Source organism: Marinobacterium sediminicola (assembly GCF_022343685.1).
Taxonomy (GTDB): Bacteria; Pseudomonadota; Gammaproteobacteria; order Pseudomonadales; family Balneatricaceae; genus Marinobacterium; species Marinobacterium sediminicola.
On the sequence record NZ_CP092123.1, the window covers coordinates 2625082 to 2646571 of the forward strand.

Genomic DNA, 21490 nt, shown 5'->3' on the forward strand with positions numbered 1-21490 from the left:
CGAAGCATCCTGGCTTATCCCATCCAGGCGCTGAACATCCACACGGTTTTCTCCTGCTGGGTGATGTAGTCACTCATCAGCGTCGCGGTACCCTCGTCGTCCGCATCACCCGCCAGTTCCATGATCTCACGCTGCATACCGATCAGTGTTTTGTAGCCATCCAGCAAACCCTGCACACAGGCCTTGCCTTCATGCACATCCTTTGCCTCTCGAATGGAGCTGTATTCCAGATAGTCACTGAAGGCATGAACCGGCTGCTGACTCAGAGTCAGGATACGCTCGGCGATTTCGTCCACTTTCAACAGCAGATCGTTGTACTGTTCCTCGAACTTGACATGTAACTCGAAGAACTCGGGGCCGCGCACATTCCAGTGATAACCGCGCACGTTCATGTAGAAGATCTGGTAGTTGGCGAGCAGCTCGTTCAGGCGCTTTGCCAGCTGTGTGGATTTTTCCGTATCCAAACCGATGCGATTGGTCTGCATGTGTTGCCTCCTACGTTGTGGCCCAATTCAGCCTTCAGCTTAGTTCAGACCACAGCGTCGATTCCAAGTGAATCCTCCTATCAACGTCATAAAGGCTTTCTATTATTGTTCAGGCGGGACATTCATTGACTAAATCTATCAAATTATTAGGTTTAATTAATTTCATGACTTTCAGCGCCAGCGCTAGTATGGGTCCTGTTTTCAAGCGTTCCACTCAATCGAGTTCAGGAGAAATCACAATGGGTATCGTTAACACCGAGATTAAACCGTTCAAAGCAACTGCGTTCAAACAGGGTGAGTTCGTTGAAATCACCGAAGCAGACGTGAAAGGCAAGTGGGCTGTCTTCTTCTTCTACCCGGCCGACTTTACTTTTGTTTGCCCGACCGAGCTGGGTGACCTGGCTGACAAGTACGAAGAGCTGCAGAAGCTGGGCGTTGAAGTCTTCTCCGTGTCCACCGACACGCACTTCACCCACAAGGCATGGCACGATACGTCCGACACCATCGGCAAGATCAACTACTACATGGTTGGCGACCAGACCGGCACCATCACCAACAACTTCGGTGTGATGCGTGAAGGCCTGGGCCTGGCAGACCGCGCGACTTTCCTGATCGATCCGGAAGGCATCATCCAGGCGGTTGAGATCACGGCCGAAGGTATTGGCCGTGACGCTGACGACCTGATGCGCAAGGTGAAAGCCGCTCAGTACGTGGCCTCTCACCCGGGTGAAGTGTGCCCGGCGAAGTGGAAAGAAGGCGAAGCCACTCTGGCACCGTCTCTGGATCTGGTTGGCAAGATCTAAGACCCGATTCACCCCGCCGGCGACGCCCGCAGCAAGCCGAGCCTGGCCATTGCCAGAACCGGTGAAGCTGCGCGCGTCAGTTTTGCCGGTGTCCCCATGGGCCACGAATTCACCTCGCTGGTACTGGCCCTGTTGCAGGCCGGTGGCCACCCGTCCAAGGCCGATGCCGAGCTGCAGGAGCAGCACGTCAAGGACGTACGAGGTTGAGGTCATCACCGAGCAGTCCGCAGCCAAACTGAGGAAAGGCGAGCTGATCGAATTGGAGCTGGACACCCTGCGCGCCGACGATGTACTGGTGAAGAAGGCCGAGTCCCTGCCCAACGTGACCATCATCAAGCAGGCGATGACCACTGAAGTGCTGGGCGACGGCAACAAGGTGATCGGACTGAAGTACAAGGATCGCCGTACCGACGAGACACACGTACTGGACGTGGCCGGTATCTTCGTTCAGATCGGTCTGGTGCCGAACAGCGAATGGCTCAAGGACACGCTGGAACTGACCGAGCGCGGCGAGATCGTCATCGACGGCCACGGCGCCACCTCCATGCCGGGTGTATTTGCCGCCGGCGACGTGACCCACACGCCGTACAAGCAGATCATCATTTCGATGGGGTCAGGCGCGACCGCCGCGCTGGGTGCGTTCGATCACCTGATCCGCAACTGATTCAACTCTCTCTTCATCGACACGCTGATTTTGCCGCCCTTCGGGGCGGTTTTTTTATGTCTTCGTCCGGTTGCGACGTGCCAGCACACAGCGGTCGATCTTGTCTCTGACCTCATCAGGCCGACGAACAAAGTCAAAGCGAATGTGGTTATTGCCGCGACCGGCCACGATCAGGCTGGCATGGCCGAACAGACGTCCGAACAGGCTCTGCTCCAGAGAGACACCGTCGATACTGAGCAGGTAGAGCTGATCAACCCTGCGCCCCAGTACTCCGCTGTGCGCGAGCACCCGTTGGCCGGTCAGCCGATAGCGACGGCTCACTTCGGTCACCAGTTGGCGCAAGGCACTCAGGCCGATCCAAAGCGCCACCAGCCCCAGCGCAGCCGCGATCCAGCTGGCCGGAATACCGGCTCCTTCCCACAGGAAGCGAGTTGCCAGCTTGCGATACTCGGTGACCAGCCACCAGCTGTCCCAGAACGGCACTGGCGCCATTACACGCCAGCCCAGCCAGCCTATTGCCAGCGCAATGGTCAGGTCCCTCAGGCCTGCGCCCAGCGCCAGCGGCGAGCGTTTGATTTCAAGCAGCACTTTTTCGGTTGGCAACATGGGTGAATCCTTCACAGCCCCCTTCATCTGACGGAGCGATCACCCCATGATCGCCCTAAGGGTTTATTCAAAAAATGTCAGTTACCCAGCATGATGGCAACCCAGCGGGTCGACGGGTTCTGTTCCAGTGCAATCTTGGCAATCATGGTCAGCGGGATCGACAGGAACATACCGGCAGGGCCAAACAGCCATCCCCACACCATCAAGGACAGGAACACGACCAGTGGCGAAAGCCCCAGTCCCGACCCCATGTAGCGCGGCTCAAGCACGTTGCCCATCAACACGTTAACCGCGATATAGCCGGCCGCGACCAGCGCCGCATCGCCAAGGCCCAGCTGTACGACCGAGAGCAGAATGGCGGGTACGGCAGCAATGATCGAACCCACATTGGGGATGAAGTTCATCAGCGCGGCGACCAGCCCCCACAGAGGCGCAAAGTCCACACCGAGAATCCATAGCCACAGGGTGATCAGGCAGCCAGTCGCCAGACTGACCGTGGTTTTGATGACTAGATATTTGTTGACCTTGCGTACGAAATCACCGGCCTGATTCAACGAATGCTCGGCATTGGGGAGTGCCTTGTGCAGTTTGTCACCCAACAGGGTGGCTTCCAGCAGCAGGAAGATCACTACGAACACGATCAGCATGAGATCGGTCAGCAGCCCGCCCAGATTGGTCAGCGCATTGCCCGCCAACCGCATCACCGAGCCGGGGTTGAAGTGGTTGAGGAGCTGTTCACGGGTGACGGGCAAACCCAGCCGCTCCAGATAAGGCAGCAGCTTGACCGCCTCATCCTGCAGCCTCGCCTGATAAGTCGGCAGTCTCAGGGTAAAGGTGTCGATGGCCGACCCGACAAAGAGCACCAGCACCCAGCTGAAGATCATCAAGACAAACACCAGCAGCATGATCGCCAGCCAGGGCGGGACCCGATGGGAGGTCATCCACGCCAGCGGCGGTGCGCAGATGATGGCGATAAAGACCGCCAGCAGCATGGGCACCACCACCGCCTCGGCGATTTTGAGCGCTCCCAGAATGACCACCAGCGACGCCAGTCCGAGCAGCCATTTGAAACCGGTTGAAAAACTTACGGGGTTGGACTCGGACATGGACGCTCCTTGTGATCCAGTCATTATCAAACAGGGTTGTACATCATGTGTCGGCCTTGAAATGTACCTCGAGGCTGGCCTTTTGCTCATCGGTCAGGCTCATGGCTCGCCCATTGGCAAAATCATACCGTACCATGAATGCCTTGCCTCGGGCTGCGAGCTTGTCACCCTGCCAGGCTTCCTGCAATACGGTGAACGAACTGTTGCCTATCTTGCAGACAAAGGTACGCACTTCGACATTGCGTCCATAGAACAGCTCAGCCAGGTAATCCACCTCGATGCGCGCCATGATCAACTGCCATTTTTTCATATCGAGATCAGGGGTAAAGATCCGGAAGAGTTCGTTACGCGCCGCCTCGAACCACTGAGGAACACGGGTGTTGTTGATATGCCCCAGCCCATCGGTATCGTAAAACGCCGGGGAAATCATGGTGGAAAACATACGGATACTACCTGTCTCTGAAATCAGGCGCGGAGTATACCAGCCTCAGATGACATCTGATCTAGCCGCTGATGCCGTTTTCAAAGCGCGGGAACCTTGAAGCGGGTTTGCCGAAACTGCAGCACGACACCACGCGGAATGATCGCCTCAATCCTCAGTCCTGGACGAACAAAATCCCCCTCCCTCAAGACCCTGCCATCATACTTGACCAGCCTTGAACCGGGTTCGTCCGAATAGATATGCACCGTAAAGCGAATCTCCTGAAGCTCGCGCTGCTGATCGACCGGTAACTGGCGCAAATAAGGCAGGTCCGCGTAGGGTCCGGGGTCGGACGCTGCAGGGGGCGATTCAACAGATGCCGCCGCTGTCGGCGGTCCTGAGGGGGCAGTATCGGGACTCTCCGCACGTGCCGGAGCCTCCGCTCGACGGGGAGCGGCGGTGACCGCGGGCGTGCGGATGGCGATCTTTACACCGCTCAAGTCAGGCTCGTCCTGCGCGGCCGCTACCGGTTCAGTCTTCGCTGCCGCAGGCTGAACCCTGTCAACCGAGTCCTCCGGTTGCTGCACGGGCGTGCGCCAGAACCAGTACAGCAGCAGCCCAAGCAACAGAATGAGCAGAACAAGACCCGGCGACCAGCCACGTCGGCGCTGCGTCACCTCAAGCGGTGCCGGTTCGGAGGCAGGCTCTGGTGTTCCCTGAGCAGCCTTGCGCTGCTCGGAAGAGGCTTTGAGAGCATCATGAATATAGGACATGAACGCCTCCTAGCTGCGCAGTCTTGGCAGCTCGGCCAGCACCAGGCTGTTAAGCTGAATCAGCGTCAAGGGACCCGCCACACCATCCACTTCCAGCCCTTGCTGCTGCTGAAATGCCTTTACTCGCAGATAGAGTTCGGCGTCATAGCGGGACTTCAAAGGGGCATCAGCACGTCCATCCAGCTGCAGGCTGAGCTGCTGGTTGAGCCAGGCCACCTCGTCCCCTCTGGCACCGGGCCAGAGCGGTTGATGGTATCCGGGGGGATACTGCCAGAGCAGTGTGAACTGTCCGCCCCACAGTGACTGCAGCAGGCTTCGTGACACCCTGCGAACTTCGGTGTTGACGCGCAACTGTGCCTCATCCTGTGTCAGCGACATCAGCAGGGCCGCATAGGTGTGCTGCTGGTACTTCAGCGTAACGACAGCCGGACGATCCAGCCGTTCCAGCAACTGCAGCTCCCCTTCCAGCGTCAGGCAGCCCAGCCTCTGACGCTCGGCGAAATCACAGACGACTGGCTCTTTTCGCGGGTCATAGTCGAACTGCCAACGCTGAAACAAGCCCCTGAACGCCTGCACCTGTGCCAGATCCGGATCATCCGGTGGAGTCCAGAGCCGCATATCCTCCCAGCTTTGGACCTGTTCCAGCGGCTGCGCTGCGGCAAGATTGCCCTCAAGCGTTTCTGCAGCGACCGGGATCAGAGCTGGCTGACTAACGGCCACTCTCGTTTCCGGTTCGTCGTCAGGTTCATCCTCCTGAGGCACGACATCAGCCGGTTGATGATTGGCCACTTTCTCCCAGGGAAAAAGCTGTGCTCTCATCGCCAGGCGCTCCGCGTCTGTCATCTTTGTTATCACTTCCGCGTCCTGCTCCAGGGGTTGCCACTCCCACTGGCCTGAAACCACCATCGAGGCCGCAAGCCCCGCGCCCCATCCCAAGAGCCCGACCAGCGACGCGATCAACAGCCATAAGTACAGCGGGCGACGTCCACTGGCGGCAACCGGCATCGGCTCGACATTCCCCAGCACCTCACGGGCAGCCTTTTCCAGCGTCTCTACGCTGACTTCATTGCGGGTCTGCACATAGGTCCCCAAAAGTGCGCGGTCACAGATCTGGTTGATGATGCGCGGCAGGCCCGAAGACAGGCGATAGAGGTATTTGAGCGTTGCCGGAGGAAACACGGGGCGACTCAAGCCGGCGATCTGCAACCGGTGGTGAATGTAGTGCGGCAGATCGGCCTCGGCCAGAGGCCCCAGGTGGAAGCGGGCACTGATCCGCTGAGACAACTGGCGCAGATCGTCCTGCGCCAGTCGCTGAAGCAGCTCGGGTTGTCCCAGCAGCACAACCTTGAGCAGCTTGGCATCACTGGTTTCAAGGTTGGTCAGCAGACGCAGTTGCTCCAGAGATTCAAACGGGAGTTGCTGCCCCTCATCAATAATGAGCAATGTATTCCGACCACAGGCGTGCTGCTGGAGCAGATACCGATAAATACAGTCGCACAGGGATTTCATCGACAAGGGGCGCTCAGGATCAGGCGTCAGGCGCAGTTCGTCACACACCGCCTGCAACAGTTCCACCGGCTGAAGGTGAGGATTTAAAATGAGCGCAAAGTCCGTCGTGTCGGGCAGTTGCTCAATCAGGCGCCGTGACAAGGTCGTCTTGCCGGTACCCACCTCCCCCGTCAGCAGAATGAAGCCGCCATCGGCATCAATACCGTACAGCAGGTGAGACAAGGCCTCTTCATGCTGCTCACTCATGTAGAGATAGCGCGGATTGGGCGCGATTGAAAAAGGCGGCTCGCGCAGACCAAAATATTCACAGTACATATACATGCCCGCCTGTTGGCTGCCAACCTGGATTAACTATAGTGGCTTTTTTTCAGGACGGAGGGAGGATTCAGCTGTAATAAACATGAATCAACATGAATATGATGCAGGCATTCAAACATTTGGTTGATTATTAATACAGCCATACTCTGCCAAGAGTGACTACAATTTTTAATAGTCTAGTCCAAGCTCTGAACTGGGTTGTAAACCAGCAAGGTGACGCAGATGAATACTCACGACACCAAGGAGAGAAAATATCCAGAGACGGAACGCCCCCTCATACTGATCGACCTGTCAAGTCGACCTCACCCTGAATTGTCACCCGCCAGTTTGCAGGGCTGGCGCTTGTATAAAACCGAAAGCCTGTCGGAAGCGGAAAGCCTGCTTCAAGCGGAACCGTTTATCGTCGGGCTGGCCTGCTTCGACTGGAGCGAAAGGTCGAACAATGAAGCCTTGATTCATTTTTTCCAGCAACATCACCAGATTGCCTGGATAGCCGCTATCTGGCCTGAGCAGCTTCAGGACGTCAGCCTGCGCCGAATGCTGTTCGAAAATTTTTACGATTACTGCTCTTTGCCCCTCGGGAACAACATTGACCATCTGGCGATCATCCTCGGGCATGCCTATGGTCTTTACCACCTGCAACATCTGGAAAGCCGCAAGCTCGACGATGACAACCCCTTCGAAATGGTCGGCTCAAGCCCACAGATGCTGGATATCTTCGAGCAGATCCGAAAGGTGGCTCAAACAGATGCCACTGTACTGATTACGGGCGAGAGTGGTACCGGCAAGGAGCTGATCGCGCGCGCGATCCATCAGCGCTCGAACCGTCAGGAGCATCCCTTTATCGCCGTCAACTGCGGTGCCTTGCCGGAAAGCCTGATTCAGTCAGAGCTTTTCGGCTATGAAAAAGGCGCCTTTACCGGCGCCAGCCAGCGCCGGTTAGGCCGCATTGAGGCGGCTCATCAAGGTTCGTTGTTTCTGGATGAAGTCGGCGACCTTGCTGCCAACCTGCAGGCCCATTTGCTGCGTTTCCTGCAGGAGGGCACCATCGAACGCTTGGGCTCCAATCAAAGCCTTGAAATTGATACCCGGGTAATCGCCGCCACCAATATCGACCTGGAAAAGGCGGTCAAGGAGGGGCGCTTCCGAGAGGATCTCTTCTATCGACTCAGCGTACTCAATATCAAGGTGCCGCCACTGCGTGACCGCGGCGAAGACAAGGAACTGTTGGCCCGATTCTTTTTCAACAAGTTCGCCAGCGATCAGAAGGGTCAGCTGAAAGGTTTTACTCAGGAAGCGATCGACGCCATCAACCGTCACGCCTGGCCGGGCAACGTGCGTGAGATGATCAACCGAGTCCGTCGCGGCATGATCATGAGCGATAACCAGATGATCACGCCGCAGGACCTGAATCTGGAAAGCAGCATGCTGCTCCCTCAAGCCGCCTCTCAGGAAGCACTTAAAACACTGGAAGAAGCCCGTGCTGAGGCCGAACGAGTAGTGATTGAGCACACCCTGTCCCAGTGCCATCACAACGTTTCCAAGGCAGCCAAGGTACTCGAAGTTTCACGCGTGACGCTCTATCGAATGATGGAGAAACATCACCTGCAACATCATAAGGAATCCCCACAACACTGAGACTGAGCGCCCCCCTCAGTCTGCTGTTGCTCACGGCTTACAGATTTACTCTTTCATGCGCGAAAAGCGGCGCCTCATCTCTTCTAATTCCTTGTATTAAAATGACTCCCTGTTTTCTGGTCTGAAAACTGCTGCATTCACAGGACCAAGGCGAGGCTGCTGTCATGAAGCATTTGCGCAAGGCATTCACCAATCACCGTCTCATCCGGAGCCAACCGGAAAGCCCCCAGGAGGCCCTGTTATCTCAGGCGGACGAAGATCATGCCTACCTGCCTCGTGAGACTGCCACTGAATACTCAACCGCCTGGCGGCGTCGCAAGCCCACCTTCCCCTCTGTAGAAACGCATACGGTGCCTGGAATGATCACGCTCTGGGATGAGAACAACCGCATTAAAGACGGGCACGTGTAGTAAACACGCATGTCTTATAGCAAAAAAATCTAAAAAGTTTTCCCTATTCAGCCAAGTGCAATATGTAAATCTTGTGAAACACTTTTTAATTAACCCTGTCCCCACTTGAATACAGACACAGATAAATTAACAATATTACCTAACCAATGTGTTTCATTTAATTAACATTTAAGCTTATCGATTTATAGACTGTAAGATTATTGAGCCATTTTACACTCAGTCTTTAAAAACTTAACAGCAAATACCCCTCTTAACCTTAAATTCCCTCCCTGTTAATATCGGCCACCAACAACAATCGTCATAAAGGCTTTACATACGGCTGGAAAAAACGGTTGCCCCGAGCATTAAGTAAACACTTTTCAGACTTATCAACTGTATAAATCTGTAAAGCTTTACATGTTGCAGAGGTTAACCAGTTGCCGGCTGACCGAGGCTGAAGAACAGCCATCACCTGCCACTCGGGTGATGCTGAATGAACATTTGATCCTCTACCGAAAAGGCAAAACCCGTGTAAGCGGGTGGCGCAAAGTCACGGAACCTGATGTGCCATTGACACTGGTCATATCAGGCCCGCCGGACTACCGAAGTAGAGATGTGCCCTGCCCCGGCTGGAGGATCACTCCGATTATCACTATTCAGGAGAGATCCATGCACCGCGCACGTCCCTCTGTTGCCAACATTCTGTTAACCGCTGGCCTGACCGCAGCCTTGAGCTTTACAGCAGCGCCTGCAATTGCAGCGCAGGATCATGCTCATTCACATGCAGCGGCAACCGCCCCCAACATGACCTCTGCTGAAGCTCGACAGCAAGCCTACGATCACACTCAGTCGCTGCTGGCGCTGCAGAAGCGCTGGCTGAAGGCGCAGGGGCGTGACAGGGCACAAGCGCTGGAGCAGCTTCTGGCTCAGGCCGAAGCACGCCATGCTTTTCTGCTGGAGTTGCTGCAAAGCAATCCGGCTGAGGTCATTCGAGTCGCCATTCCTGAACAGAAGCAGCTGGGGATGCCAGCGGAAGTTCAGTCCCTGCTTTCCCAGCGACTGGAAACCGAAGGTGAACTGGAGGCCCTCGTCGAGGATTATGAAGACGGCAGCCACCGGTTGCGCCATTTCCTCAAGACACCCTTTGGTGAGCGATTCGAACTGCACTATGCCGGCAAGCGCCCAGAACTGCTGAACGGAGCTCGCGTACGGGTCAATGGCCTGTTACTGGACGATGTGAACACCGATGGTCACTTGGCACTGGCATCGGATGACGACAGCATTCTCACCCTGGCTGCCGATGGCGGCCCGGACGGTGGCAGCAATGGTGGCACACCTGCCGCGGAGCTGGCCAACACCTTCGGTGAAAAGCGTACTCTCGTCTTCCTGGTCAACTTCCAGGACAAGACCGATCAGCCGTATACCCGGCAGCAGGCCCAGGATCTGGTCTTTGGTCAGGTCAGCGACTTCCTCCGTGAGAACTCAAACAACCAGACCTGGTTGAGCGGTGACGTCACCGGCTGGTATACCCTGCCGCTGAGCAGCACCAGCTGTGACTATGTCAGCATTGCCAACCTGGCCAACGAGGCAGCCGCTCAGGCGGGCGTCGACACCTCCGGCTATAACCGCTACCTCTATGTATTCCCCAAGAACAGCTGCTCCTGGGCCGGGCTGGGTACCATGGGAGGCAACCCGGGCACGGCGTGGATCAACGGCAGCTTCAGGCTCAATATCGTGGCCCACGAACTGGGCCATAACTTCGGCCTGTATCACTCCAAGTCCAGTGATTGTGGTGCCACTGCTGTCGGGGATAACTGTTCTGTCTCTCAGTATGGCGACCTGCTCGATACCATGGGCAACCGCAACGGCGCTCATTTCAATGCCTTCCAGAAAGCACGTCTGGGCTGGCTGAACGGACTGGTCACCGCCGAAACCAACGGCACCTATGAGCTTGAGCCTTACGAAACAGCCCCCGGCACCAAACCCAAGGCGTTGCGTGTACTGAAAGAGGTCGATCCGGTAACCGGCCAGAAAAGCTGGTACTACATCGAGTATCGCCAGGCCATTGGCTTCGATAATTTCCTCGCCACCAATACCAATGTTCAGAATGGTGTGGTCGTACACACCGCCAAGGATGCAGATGGCAACAGCAGCCACCTGCTCGACATGACTCCGTCCAGTGATCCCTGGGACGATTGGGCTGACCCGGCCCTGATGACGGGCGACAGCTTTACCGACTCTGCAGCCGGTGTGACCATCAGCACTCTGTGGAATGACACCAATGGCGTGGCCGTCGATGTCGCGCTGGGCCCCCAGCCTTGTGTGACTGCAGCACCGACACTGTCACTGTCTCCGAGCGTCGGTCCCTGGGTAGCCCCGGGCAGCAGCGTCATCTACACACTGGCCATCACCAATAACGATAGCCTCAATTGCAGCAACGCCACGGTTAACCTCTCAGCCGTACTTCCTTCTGCCTGGACCGCGGCTTTCAGCAGCAACCAGTTGCAACTGGCACCGGGTGCGAGTGCATCTGTGGACCTGAGCGTCACCTCCGCCAGCGAGGCGATTGATGGCTACTATGATGTCGTGATCAGTGCTGCAACCGCCACCCATGGAGCAACCACCACTGCCACTTACGTGGTCAGCAGACCCGACACCAACAGTGCACCGACGGCCCAGAATGACGCTGCTGAAACAGCCGAGAACAGCCCGCTGACCATTGCCGTCCTCGCCAACGACTCTGATCCTGATGGCGACAGCCTCAGCATCGCGGCCGTGTATGCCAGCAGTAACAGCAGCGTCAGCGTAAATGCCAACGGTACGCTCAGCTATCAGCCCAAAGCAGGCTTCAGCGGAACCGACCGCTTTGACTATACCGTGACTGATGGCAAGGGAGGCAGCGACAGCGCCAGCGTCATCGTTACAGTGGTCGCGGCAACCAATACTGCCCCGATCGCCAATGATGACAGCGCCACAACGTCAAAAGGCAGCTCGGTCACCATTGCCGTACTCGGTAACGATTACGATCCGGATGGCGATAAGATCGAGGTGATCGCGGTGACTCAGGGCAGCAAAGGCAGAGTCAGCCTCAACGCGGATGGCACCCTGACCTACTCGGCTGCCAAGAATTTCAACAGTCCAGACAGTTTCAGTTACACCATCAGTGACGGCCTTCATACCACTTCAGCTGTCGTCCTGGTGTCTCCCGGCACCAGTACCGACAGTGGCAGCACCGATGGAAGCACCACAGGCGGCAAGGGTAACGGCAAGGGAAGCGGGCCCAACAAGTAACGCAAAAGGCGATGGGGTCACCCCCATCGCCTTTAATCGTTTATATCAGGTCAAGCCGTTACAAACCGTTCGGCTCGACACAGGCGGCCGCTGCTGAAACCGCATTGTTGTAGATGGTGCATTCCACCAGCTCACCCGAGCCGGCCGAAATTCCGGACAGGCTGGTAGCAGCCTGAACAGAAGTACCATCACTGCAGGTTATGGCAGTCAACCAGGCTGCCGGATCTACATCAGAGCCATCACTGGCTTTTTCACTGATGGTATGAGGACCGGTGAGGGAAACCGCCACTTCAGCGGAATCGCCGTTACCGGCATCATCAAACACCAGCTGACCATCGATATAGAGGTCAAATGCGGCAGCCGGTCCATTGACCACTTTGGTCACCTTGATATGCGGCAAGCGCACATTGGTGATGGTGCAGGACTTGCTGTCACCACCCACCAGCGACACATTGCCACTGCTGTCACAGTCACCACTGATCTCGACGTAGTATTCGTCGACGGCTGAACTGTCACCGTTGGTTTCACTGACAGTGTGGCTGCCGACTCCGACAGTTACCGAGCCGGTTGTACCGCCGTTACCCACATCGTTTGCTTCAACGAAGCCGTCAATCAGCAGGTCAAACACACCACCGTCGTTATTATTGCCGGTACAGGCGTTAACCACGGCCTTGTTAACGGTCAGGTAGGCCTGTTCGTTACGGAAGGTACAGGTGACCTGCTCCTTCAGATCCATCCGGATAGTCGCGACAGGTGAGCCACCGGTCTGCAGGGAGGACGGTGAAGATGTGTTCACATTATTGGAACCACCATCAGAGTCATCCACACACACCAGATCCTTGAAGGAGAACCCGGCACCGGCACTGATTTCTTCAACCGTGTACACACCCACGGGTACCTCAGTGATGGTGATAGCGTCATAGTTGCTGCTGGTCACAAGGTTGAAGCTGTTACTGGTGACACTGGAACCACCGGAGGTGGATACCGCGGTCAGATCAAGGCCGGAAACCGAGAAGCCAAAGGTGCCATCGCCACCGATAGTTTCTTTCTCGATAATGATGGTACCGCAGTTATCCAGCTCGAAAGGTGTCGGACCGACCAGGTCTTTCATCTGTGCGGTACCCGAGTTACCGGACGAGCGGCTGACCGCAAAGGCCGAACCGAAGCTTTCGCACACACCCGGTGCAAAGACACCGGCTGCGGTCAGGTTGATACCGGCTTCACCAAATTCAACCGGTCCCAGCCATTCTGCGCCATCAGGCCCAAGGAAGTCCTGAACACTTCCACCCACATTAACAGCGGCTTCGGCAGCACCGACGGAAACCAGTTCAGTCGCGGTCCCCCAGCACGGCGGTGCATGACTGGCTACATCACAGGAATCGCCTGCAGTGATAGTCCAGCGTGCCAGCTTGATGGTCGGCGCAGCATCACCACCTTCGAAGTCGTACACGATCAACATGTCGCCCGGTGAACGTTCGACCAGTCCATCCGAGCCGCTCGGACAGGGTGTTTCGCCCTTGTTGAATTCGAAGGCGACGTGGGCCGAAGCGGTGGTTGAGTTCTGAGGAATTCGAACCCAGGCCAGATTCAGGAAAATGTCTCCGTTGATCGTATTATCAGACAGATAGATACGCTTGAGGTCACCCTTGTTGAGCGACTTGGCATTTCGCACAATGGCACACTCATCATCCTGTTTGGTACCACCAACGAAGCCGATATCATCAGACGATACCTGGGCATCTTCGACACCCACGAAGCGCCAGCCCATTGCTTCCGATGACCCGGTCTGATCAGGTGCTGTTCCGATCCAGGTCACCGGATCGAAGTCATTCCAGTCCAGGTCCGAATCGGTCACACCATCGGCACAGGTTCCGGTATACGCCAGATCGCCGTCATCATCTTCGAACAGCGACGGCGTCGTACTGGCCGGCCCCTGGCACACGGCATATGCATCACCGGGGTTAAATGCCAGTACCAAAACCAGAGGCAAACTGAGCGCAAGCAATTTGAACAATCGCGTTAACGAGGCTGTACATCGATATTTGAAAGATTTCATTTCCCACCTCCATGACCACAAAGGCTCGCTCTCGCCCACCATCCCAGTCATTAGTGGTTGTTTTTGCTCTCCCTGTATCCGGTGGATTCGACAGGTCCCCTTGCCCTCGTACGCTGCCTGTCGCATGACACTCCCTCGACCATGCAGTGACCAGAGTGAAGCCACCTTCAGCGGGAGCACAAAACGACATTACGAATGATCTGCGCTCCCCTCCAGTATCAGACGCGGCACTCACCCGCACCCAAGACTGCTGCCAACTGAACTGCAAGGGGCGTGCCAATAATATAAGCTACTGAATTTAAGAAAGTTTTTGAAAAGAAAAGGCGTTATTGGGGGAACGAACGTTAACAAGTGACTGTGGTGTCCAGCATAAATAATCAGGCTGTTTTTTGACGCCAGAGCTCTTCGTTTTTGAGCATGGTATTGAGCACGACAATGAGCTTGCGCATGCAGGCAATGATGGCCACTTTGGGCAGCTTACCTTGCGCCTTCAGGTGCTCGTAGAAGCGTTTGAACACAGGGTTACATTGGATTGATGACAGCATCGCCATAAACATGACTGTGCGGATACGGTGACGACCTCCCCGGATGCGTCGCTTGCCATTCCAGGTACCGCTTTCGCGGTTCATGGGGGCGACACCAACCAGGGCAGCGATCTCTTTGCGGTTGAGTTTGCCGAGTTCTGGCAGCTCGCTGAGCAGGGTATAGGCGAGGACTTTTCCAACGCCGGGTACACTGGTCAGGATCTCGGTTTTGACACGCCAGTGCTTGACCTGCATAACCGCTTCATCGATCTGTTTGGTGATGGTGTTGATCTGAGTTTGTAAGGAGCGCAGCAAGGTTTTGATGGAGCGGTGTAGCGCCTTGGGTAGGATCTGGAGACGGTTTTTTTCCATCGTCTGCATCTCAAGGAGCTGGCCGCGTCGAATCAGCAAGTCCTTAATAAGACGGGATTGTTTGTCTGGAATCGGCTTGATCTCGGGCTGTATGGTGGCCGCGAAGCGAGCGATGACACCGGCGTCAATCTTGTCCGTTTTGGCCAGTACCCCAATGGCCTGCGCATAACGTCTGACACTGATGGGGTTGACGACGACAATGGGTAGATTCGCCTGGTCGCAGGCAAACACGAAGGCGTGTTCATAGCGCCCTGTGGCTTCGACCACGATGCGTTCGATGTTGCGCTTTTTCAGCACGTGAACGACCTTGAGAATGCTGTCCTCGTCGTTCGGAATTTGAAAATGGAGGTCCAGCGGATGCAGGACGATATCGAGTTTGGATTTGCCGACGTCTACGCCGACGTTGATGCTGATTTGGCTTTCCGTGTTCATGGTAATAAGCTGACTCTGCCTTGCTATGCGGGCTCGGGGCCCCGATGACTGTTCGAGTTATCGCTAAAGAGTCATGCAGCGCTACACACTTGTTATCGGTCTCTCGCAAGAGGAGCCGGCGCTACACCGAGCTGCTGCATGAAGGCCCTCAATGGCCGTTGAGGGTGGGTCCCAATTTACCCGGAAAACACACGGAATTATCCATACAAGGCGGTACAACAAACCGCTACACAAAACATAAGCTTTTGAATTGATTAGGGAACATGTGAACAAGTCCCCAGCATGAGACAATCCCCGGTACAAACACATTGAGGACGTTCGGATGGATCAGCAGCTCACATTCGCTGATAGCGAGTTCAGCAACAAGCGTCGCCAGACCCGGAAAGAGAAGTTTCTTGGGCGGATGGATAAGCTGATCCCATGGGCCCGTCTCGAAGCGGTTATCGAACCTCATTACCCCAAGGCAGGCAACGGTCGCCGACCGTACCCGTTGTCCACGATGCTTCGGATTCACTGTATGCAGCAGTGGTACAACCTGAGTGACCCCGCCATGGAAGATGCACTGTACGAGATTGCATCCATGCGACTCTTTGCGGGCCTGTCACTGGACAAGGCGATACCTGATCACTCCACTATTTTGAAGTTTCGACACCTGCTGGAACAGCACGGTTTAGCTCGCCAGATTTTTGAAGAGGTGAACCAGTGGCTGTCGGAAGCCGGTGTCCTGCTCAAAGAAGGCTCGCTGATTGATGCCACCATTATTGAGGCTCCGAGTTCGACCAAAAACAAAGCCGGTGAGCGTGACCCGGAGATGCATCAGACCAAGAAAGGCAATGAATGGCACTTTGGAATGAAGGCGCATATCGGTGTTGATGCACGAACCGGAGTAACTCACAGTTTCACGACGACAGCGGCTCATGAGCACGATCTTAATCAGGCCGGTCATGTACTGCATGGTGATGAGTCCTTTATCTTCGCGGACGCGGGATACCGTGGCGCGGAGAAACGGGATGAGTTGAAGCATGTTCGGGCTGATTGGCACATCGCAGAAAGACCGGGGACGCTCCAAGCTCTGAAAAAGCATCCCCGCATCAACAAAGTCAGAATCCGCACCGAATATCTCAAGGCGAGTGTGCGGGCAAAAGTGGAACATCCCTTCCGGATCATCAAGTGCCAGTTTGGCTTTGTGAAAGCACGTTATCGCGGACTGATGAAAAACGACGGCAAGTTGGCGATGCTATTTGCGCTGGCCAACGTTGTTCGTGTGGATCAGATGTTGAGAGCACAGGGTTAATCCGTCTGGACTGCCTCAAAGGGCAGTTATGACCAACCTAAGACAGGTCAATCCGCGCTCCTGAGGGGGCTGCTCAGATAAGAATAGAGGATCAGCCCGGTATCCCGGACTTAATCACAGCTTCCTTAGGTTTTCGTAGTAAATCTTTATTAATGCCGTGTTACACCACTGTATTTTCTGCCGGTTCCGACATCGACAGCGGTGTGCACGGAGGATTGATCGGCCAATATTACTGTGCCGATTCGGAGGACGAGACGTTTGGTTCGGAGAGCATCGTGTCTATTTCACGGACAAAAATTCCGGACGGATGAGCACCGACCTTGAGTACCACCTGTCCAGTCACATTATTAATCAGCACATTTCCCGGCGTTCCGGTGATCCCCAGACGCTTGCCCTCTACAAGATCCTCCTTTACGCGATCAGCGTATTTACCGCTGTCCAAACACTGCTGGAACATGGCTCTATCAAGACCCAGCTTCTCCACCAGGCTACCCAGTTTTCCCAACGGGAAGCCATTCCCGCCAGACCGGGTCTGCTGATAGAGCGTGTCGGCAAATGTCCAGAAAGCCGCATCGCCTCCCTGCTCGAACACACATTCGGAAGCTTCTGCCTGCTTTTGAGCACCCGGGTTGTGAAAGCTCAACGGAAAATGTCGATAAACCCAATTGACCTGCCCCTGATACTGCTCCACCAGTGCTTTGGGTGTGTTATGGAAACGCTTGCAATAGGGGCACTCAAAGTCCGAGTACTCGACCAACGTGATGGTTGCATCCGGGTTACCATAGAGATGATCCCTGCCTTGGGTATAACGGCGCACGCTCTGAAGGTTGTGTGAAGCCAGCTGCTCCTGCTCAAGACGTGCCTGCTGCTGAGCCTTCACTCGAGATTCCCTTTCGCGGGCAATGTAGGCTTCAATACCGGCTTCTATCTCCTGCTGCAACACACCGCTCTCTTTAATCTCCTTTATAACCTCGGCTTTCAGCCGTTCTACCATTGCCGGATCCGGCTCCGACACTTCATCTGCAGAAACCGGAGACATAAGGACAGCCCCGATTCCAACCAGGCAAATCAACAGATGGATGACACTAGCGGAGAAACGCGCTGGCAGACTCATCTTTCCCCTCCTGAAAACGCTTGAGAGATCGAAACGGGCCATGAAGCTCACCGCCTTCACTTTTATGCAGATGAGCAACCTAAGCGTAGCTCAGCCTGGGGAGCAGCGCCGTGAGAATACTTATGAAATCATTTATAACAAAATATTCTATAAATTTTTCCAGCCCTGTTTTTAAGAAAATGTGTAAATTATAGTTAACACTTATGCGCTTTCAGCGTCTTATAAATAAGACAGAGCAAGGATTTATTGCACTTAACACAGCAAAAATGTTTCATCAAATAAACAAATAACAAAAGAAAAATGTTTTTTGTAAACTATACGAATCACTTTTAAAACATGTACTTAAACTTAACACAAAACCCTCCTCTTAACTCGACAATTGCTCCTTGTTATTATCAATCCCGAACAGAAACATGTTATATGCCCTATACATAAGCCTAAGCGGAAAAAGACGCTATATCACTGAAATAACAATATTTTCTCTGATAAGTAACGTTGTTAATACAGTGTATTCTGAATGAAACATTAACATTCCATCCGCAGGCAGCCCGGGCATAAACGTTTTATTAAATTTTGATCCTCTACCGAAAAGGCAAACCCCGTGAAAACGGGTGGCGCAAAGTCACGGAACCTGATGTGCCCTTAGCACTGGTTATATCAGGCCCGCCGGACTACCGAAGTAGAGATGTGCCCTGCCCCGGCTGGAGGATCACTCCGATTATCACTATTCAGGAGAGATCCATGCGCCTTGATCGACCCACGCTTGCTCGCTCATTGATGGCGACCGCTATCACCGCAACGCTCGGATTCATCACCCTGCCTGCACAGGCGGCACCCGGCCACGCCCTTCAGCCCGGTCAGGCAGCACTCACGGCTCCGAACCCCAAAGCTGAAGCCGCACGCCAGCAGGCGTTTGAACACACTCAGGGACTGATGGCTATCCAAAAACGCTGGGCCAAGGCTCAGGGGACAGAGAAAGCGCGCCTGACGGAGCAGATGGTCGAAAAAGCGGAGCAACGCCGTGCTTTCTTACTGGAATTGATGGCCTCGAACCCTGCTGCCGTGCTCAGCGCAGCCATTCCGGAAGAGAAACAGGTTGGCATGCCGGCCGATGTGCTTGCCAAGCTGGAACAGAAAGTTGAGTTGGCCGGTGAGCTGGAAGTCTTCTATGAAGACTATGAAGACGGTTCTCACAAACTGCGTCATTTCCTGAAAACACCCTTTGGTGAACGCTTTGAAATGCATGTGGCCGGCAACCGTCCCGAGCTGCATCATGGACAGAAGGTGGAGCTGACCGGTGCCCTGTTCAACGATCAGCGCACCGCTTCTGTCGATGGCGACATGGCGGTCGATGCCGACCAGCTGATGCTGGCCGCAGGCGGTGATGCAACCGGCGGCAGCAACGGCGGAACCGCCGAGGCGACCAGTGCGACCTTGGGCGCCCAGACCACGCTGGTCATCAACGTCAATTTCACCGATAACCGGTCCGAGCCCTGGACACCCGAGCAGGCACGCAGCACCGTGTTCGATCAGGCCAGCGACTTTATTCATGAAAACTCTTTCGGTCAGACCTGGCTGACCGGTGACGTCACACCCTGGCTGAATCTCTCAATCAGCAGTTCCGGCTGCAACACGACCGCTATTGTCGATGCAGCGACCACCGCTGCACGAAATGCCGGTTATGACCTTGGGCAGTACAACCGTCTGATTTTCGCCATGCCCAGCACCTCCGGTTGTGGCTTTTCCGGTGTCGGCTCTGTGGGTGGTACCACCTCCACCATGTTGATCAACGGCTCCATGTACTGGTTCACCATTGCCCACGAAATGGGACACAACCTGGGCCTCTTCCACTCACATGCTCTGGAGTGTGGTTCACAGGTCATGGGCAGCAACTGCACCAATGACGAGTACGGCGACGGCGTCGACATCATGGGGCGCGTCAGCGGTCATTTCACCGCTTTCCAGAAGGAGCGCCTGGGATGGCTCGACAGCCGCCACATTCAAACGGTCACCAGCAGCGGCGTGCACGCACTCGAGCCCTATGCAACCCTGCCCGGTTCTGGCCCCAAGGCACTGAAAATTGCCCGCGGCATTGACGCCGCCTCCGGTGAGCAGAGCTGGCTCTATGTTGAGTACCGTCAGGGCAGCGGCTATGACAGTATCCTGAGCAGCAACGCCAACGTACAAAACGGTGTGGTCGTGCATACCGGCATCAGCAACAAGGGTAACAGCAGCTTCATGCTGGATATGACACCGGGCAGCACGGCGTCCAATTACACGGACACGCGTGATCCTGCTCTGGAAGTGGGTCGCCAGTTCACCGATACCGATGCAGGGGTCACCCTGGCAACAGAGTGGGTTGACGGCAGTCGCGCTGGCGTGAATGTCCAGCTGGATGGCAGCGCTGAAAGCTGTGCCCCTGTCGCACCGGCTCTGAGCATCACCCCGGGAGAAACCGTCTGGACACAGGCAGGTGCCAGTCAGAGCTACACGCTCACGCTCACCAACCGTGACGGCAGCGCATGTACCAGCAGCAGTTATAACCTGAGCACCGGTGTACCTGCCGGCTGGAACAACGCGCTGGCCAGCACCAGTCTGACACTGGCACCCGGTGAAACGCGCAGCCTCGGCTGGACCATCACCACAGCCGATACGGCGACGGATGGTTATTACACACTGAATGCGACCGCCACTTCAGGCAGCCTGCAGGCTCAGGACAGCGTTTCTCTGGTGATCGACAACCCGATCGCCAATAGTGCTCCCAATGCCATGAGCGACACCGCCAGCACCGCATTTGAAACACCGGTCACCGTGAAGGTTCTGGCCAACGATTCCGATCCTGATGGCGATGCGCTGCAGGTCACCGCGGTCAATGCGACCAACGGCTCTGCCGCCATTAATGCCGATGGCAGCATCACCTACGTACCGGCGACCGGCTTCAGCGGGCTGACCAGTTTCAGCTACAGCATCAGTGACGGACGTGGCGGCAGTGACAGTGCCAATATCAGCATTGAAGTTGCACCTGCCCCCAACCGCGCTCCGGTCGCGAACAACGACAGCGCCAGTACCGCTTTTGAAACAGCCGTGAAGATTGCAGTTCTGGCCAACGACTACGACCCTGAAGGCGATGCAATCACACTGGTCTCTGTTAACGCCAATCAGGGCAGTGCCGCGATCAATGCAGACGGGACTCTGACCTTCACACCTGCCAGCGGCTTCAGCGGCACCACCAGCCTGAGCTACACCATTCGTGACGCTCAGGGAGCGACCGATTCAGCCACTGTCAGCATCAGTGTTGCCGCGGCCCCTGAGCCCACGCCGGAACCGACCGTTAACAAGGCGCCCGTCGCAACTGATGACAGTGTCACGCTGAACAGCATTACCAGCGTCACCATTCCGGTGCTGAGTAATGATCATGACCCCGAGGGCAGCGCCTTGCGCATCACCGGCTTTACCCAGGGCAGCAAGGGCGAAGTTCGACTCAATGCCAACGGCACTCTGACCTATACACCGGGCAAGCCGTTCAAGCAGGATGACAGCTTCAGCTACATCATTTCCGATGGGGAGAAGTCAGCGACGGCCACTGTCTACATTCAGCTGATCGCTGGCGACTCTGGCGGTACGACTTCCGGCAGTAAGGGCAAGGGCAATAACAAGTAACCCTCCTGACAACGAGAAAAGCCGCAGCGGGTTGC

At 55.6% G+C, this 21490-nt stretch carries 15 protein-coding genes, 1 pseudogene and 2 riboswitches; of the genes and pseudogenes, 7 read left to right on the forward strand and 9 right to left on the reverse strand.

Annotated features, from left to right (window positions below):
* Nucleotides 1-14: 14 nt before the first annotated feature.
* On the reverse strand, nucleotides 15-485 hold the full coding sequence (locus LN244_RS11945) for a Dps family protein (RefSeq protein ID WP_239040009.1): 471 nt from the start codon (nucleotides 483-485) through the stop codon (nucleotides 15-17).
* A 245-nt stretch (nucleotides 486-730) separates the two neighbouring features.
* Between LN244_RS11945 and ahpC the strand changes: the two genes are divergently transcribed.
* Both ahpC and LN244_RS11955 read left to right on the forward strand, forming a co-directional pair.
* Entirely contained in the window at nucleotides 731-1288 is a 558-nt protein-coding gene (ahpC, locus tag LN244_RS11950; protein WP_425542765.1) for an alkyl hydroperoxide reductase subunit C, read from the forward strand.
* A 268-nt stretch (nucleotides 1289-1556) separates the two neighbouring features.
* Nucleotides 1557-1952: pseudogene (locus LN244_RS11955) on the forward strand (FAD-dependent oxidoreductase); the annotation flags it as partial.
* 54 nt (nucleotides 1953-2006) lie between these two features.
* Here the strand turns inward: LN244_RS11955 and LN244_RS11960 are convergent.
* The 5 genes from LN244_RS11960 to LN244_RS11980 all read right to left on the reverse strand — a co-directional run bounded on the left by LN244_RS11960 (nucleotide 2007) and on the right by LN244_RS11980 (nucleotide 6682).
* Nucleotides 2007-2558: a PH domain-containing protein gene (locus tag LN244_RS11960; RefSeq protein ID WP_239040011.1), complete on the reverse strand. Its 552-nt coding sequence runs from the start codon at nucleotides 2556-2558 to the stop codon at nucleotides 2007-2009.
* Nucleotides 2559-2635: 77 nt separating this feature from the next.
* Nucleotides 2636-3664, reverse strand: coding sequence for an AI-2E family transporter (locus LN244_RS11965; protein ID WP_239040012.1), 1029 nt, complete (start codon nucleotides 3662-3664; stop codon nucleotides 2636-2638).
* Nucleotides 3665-3707: 43 nt separating this feature from the next.
* Nucleotides 3708-4106, reverse strand: coding sequence for an acyl-CoA thioesterase (locus LN244_RS11970; RefSeq protein WP_239040013.1), 399 nt, complete (start codon nucleotides 4104-4106; stop codon nucleotides 3708-3710).
* Nucleotides 4107-4186: 80 nt separating this feature from the next.
* Nucleotides 4187-4858 (reverse strand): general secretion pathway protein GspB, encoded by a 672-nt coding sequence (locus LN244_RS11975; RefSeq protein ID WP_239040014.1) that lies wholly within the window; start codon nucleotides 4856-4858, stop codon nucleotides 4187-4189.
* A gap of 9 nt (nucleotides 4859-4867) precedes the next feature.
* Nucleotides 4868-6682 carry an ExeA family protein gene (locus tag LN244_RS11980; RefSeq protein WP_239040015.1) on the reverse strand — a complete coding sequence of 605 codons (1815 nt, stop codon included), beginning with the start codon at nucleotides 6680-6682 and terminating at the stop codon, nucleotides 4868-4870.
* Nucleotides 6683-6907: 225 nt separating this feature from the next.
* Between LN244_RS11980 and LN244_RS11985 the strand changes: the two genes are divergently transcribed.
* From LN244_RS11985 to LN244_RS11995, 3 genes are all read left to right on the forward strand, one after another.
* On the forward strand, nucleotides 6908-8323 hold the full coding sequence (locus tag LN244_RS11985) for a sigma-54 dependent transcriptional regulator (RefSeq protein WP_239040016.1): 1416 nt from the start codon (nucleotides 6908-6910) through the stop codon (nucleotides 8321-8323).
* A 164-nt stretch (nucleotides 8324-8487) separates the two neighbouring features.
* Nucleotides 8488-8733 carry a hypothetical protein gene (locus tag LN244_RS11990; RefSeq protein WP_239040017.1) on the forward strand — a complete coding sequence of 82 codons (246 nt, stop codon included), beginning with the start codon at nucleotides 8488-8490 and terminating at the stop codon, nucleotides 8731-8733.
* A 488-nt stretch (nucleotides 8734-9221) separates the two neighbouring features.
* Nucleotides 9222-9319, forward strand: a riboswitch (cyclic di-GMP riboswitch).
* Between the two features lie 62 nt (nucleotides 9320-9381).
* Nucleotides 9382-12003: an Ig-like domain-containing protein gene (locus tag LN244_RS11995; protein WP_239040018.1), complete on the forward strand. Its 2622-nt coding sequence runs from the start codon at nucleotides 9382-9384 to the stop codon at nucleotides 12001-12003.
* Between the two features lie 58 nt (nucleotides 12004-12061).
* Here LN244_RS11995 and LN244_RS12000 read toward each other — a convergent pair whose 3' ends face one another.
* Together LN244_RS12000 and LN244_RS12005 are read right to left on the reverse strand one after the other, a co-directional pair.
* Complete coding sequence (locus tag LN244_RS12000) at nucleotides 12062-14059, reverse strand: prealbumin-like fold domain-containing protein (protein WP_239040019.1); 1998 nt, start codon at nucleotides 14057-14059, stop codon at nucleotides 12062-12064.
* Nucleotides 14060-14436: 377 nt separating this feature from the next.
* A complete protein-coding gene (locus tag LN244_RS12005; RefSeq protein WP_239040020.1) occupies nucleotides 14437-15387 on the reverse strand; it encodes an IS110 family RNA-guided transposase in 951 nt (316 codons plus the stop codon).
* 322 nt (nucleotides 15388-15709) lie between these two features.
* Here LN244_RS12005 and LN244_RS12010 point away from each other — a divergent pair, with 322 nt between their 5' ends.
* Nucleotides 15710-16681, forward strand: a complete 972-nt coding sequence (locus LN244_RS12010; protein WP_239040021.1) for an IS5 family transposase — start codon at nucleotides 15710-15712, stop codon at nucleotides 16679-16681.
* 229 nt (nucleotides 16682-16910) lie between these two features.
* Here LN244_RS12010 and LN244_RS12015 read toward each other — a convergent pair whose 3' ends face one another.
* Entirely contained in the window at nucleotides 16911-17795 is an 885-nt protein-coding gene (locus LN244_RS12015) for a DsbA family protein (RefSeq protein WP_239040022.1), read from the reverse strand.
* A gap of 581 nt (nucleotides 17796-18376) precedes the next feature.
* A riboswitch (cyclic di-GMP riboswitch) is annotated at nucleotides 18377-18474 on the forward strand.
* Nucleotides 18475-18536: 62 nt separating this feature from the next.
* Here LN244_RS12015 and LN244_RS12020 point away from each other — a divergent pair.
* Nucleotides 18537-21455, forward strand: coding sequence for an Ig-like domain-containing protein (locus LN244_RS12020; protein ID WP_239040023.1), 2919 nt, complete (start codon nucleotides 18537-18539; stop codon nucleotides 21453-21455).
* Nucleotides 21456-21490: the final 35 nt, after the last annotated feature.

What these genes read in the sequence shown, in the direction of transcription:
- LN244_RS11985 (WP_239040016.1), top strand. Translation starts at nt 6,908, where the DNA reads ATGAATACTCACGACACCAAGGAGAGAAAATATCCAGAGACGGAACGC.
- LN244_RS11990 (WP_239040017.1), top strand. Translation starts at nt 8,488, where the DNA reads ATGAAGCATTTGCGCAAGGCATTCACCAATCACCGTCTCATCCGGAGC.
- LN244_RS12015 (WP_239040022.1), bottom strand. Translation starts at nt 17,795, where the DNA reads ATGAGTCTGCCAGCGCGTTTCTCCGCTAGTGTCATCCATCTGTTGATT.
- LN244_RS11995 (WP_239040018.1), top strand. Translation starts at nt 9,382, where the DNA reads ATGCACCGCGCACGTCCCTCTGTTGCCAACATTCTGTTAACCGCTGGC.
- LN244_RS12005 (WP_239040020.1), bottom strand. Translation starts at nt 15,387, where the DNA reads ATGAACACGGAAAGCCAAATCAGCATCAACGTCGGCGTAGACGTCGGC.
- LN244_RS11975 (WP_239040014.1), bottom strand. Translation starts at nt 4,858, where the DNA reads ATGTCCTATATTCATGATGCTCTCAAAGCCTCTTCCGAGCAGCGCAAG.
- LN244_RS11970 (WP_239040013.1), bottom strand. Translation starts at nt 4,106, where the DNA reads ATGTTTTCCACCATGATTTCCCCGGCGTTTTACGATACCGATGGGCTG.
- LN244_RS11980 (WP_239040015.1), bottom strand. Translation starts at nt 6,682, where the DNA reads ATGTACTGTGAATATTTTGGTCTGCGCGAGCCGCCTTTTTCAATCGCG.
- LN244_RS12000 (WP_239040019.1), bottom strand. Translation starts at nt 14,059, where the DNA reads ATGAAATCTTTCAAATATCGATGTACAGCCTCGTTAACGCGATTGTTC.
- LN244_RS12010 (WP_239040021.1), top strand. Translation starts at nt 15,710, where the DNA reads ATGGATCAGCAGCTCACATTCGCTGATAGCGAGTTCAGCAACAAGCGT.
- LN244_RS12020 (WP_239040023.1), top strand. Translation starts at nt 18,537, where the DNA reads ATGCGCCTTGATCGACCCACGCTTGCTCGCTCATTGATGGCGACCGCT.
- LN244_RS11965 (WP_239040012.1), bottom strand. Translation starts at nt 3,664, where the DNA reads ATGTCCGAGTCCAACCCCGTAAGTTTTTCAACCGGTTTCAAATGGCTG.
- LN244_RS11960 (WP_239040011.1), bottom strand. Translation starts at nt 2,558, where the DNA reads ATGTTGCCAACCGAAAAAGTGCTGCTTGAAATCAAACGCTCGCCGCTG.
- LN244_RS11945 (WP_239040009.1), bottom strand. Translation starts at nt 485, where the DNA reads ATGCAGACCAATCGCATCGGTTTGGATACGGAAAAATCCACACAGCTG.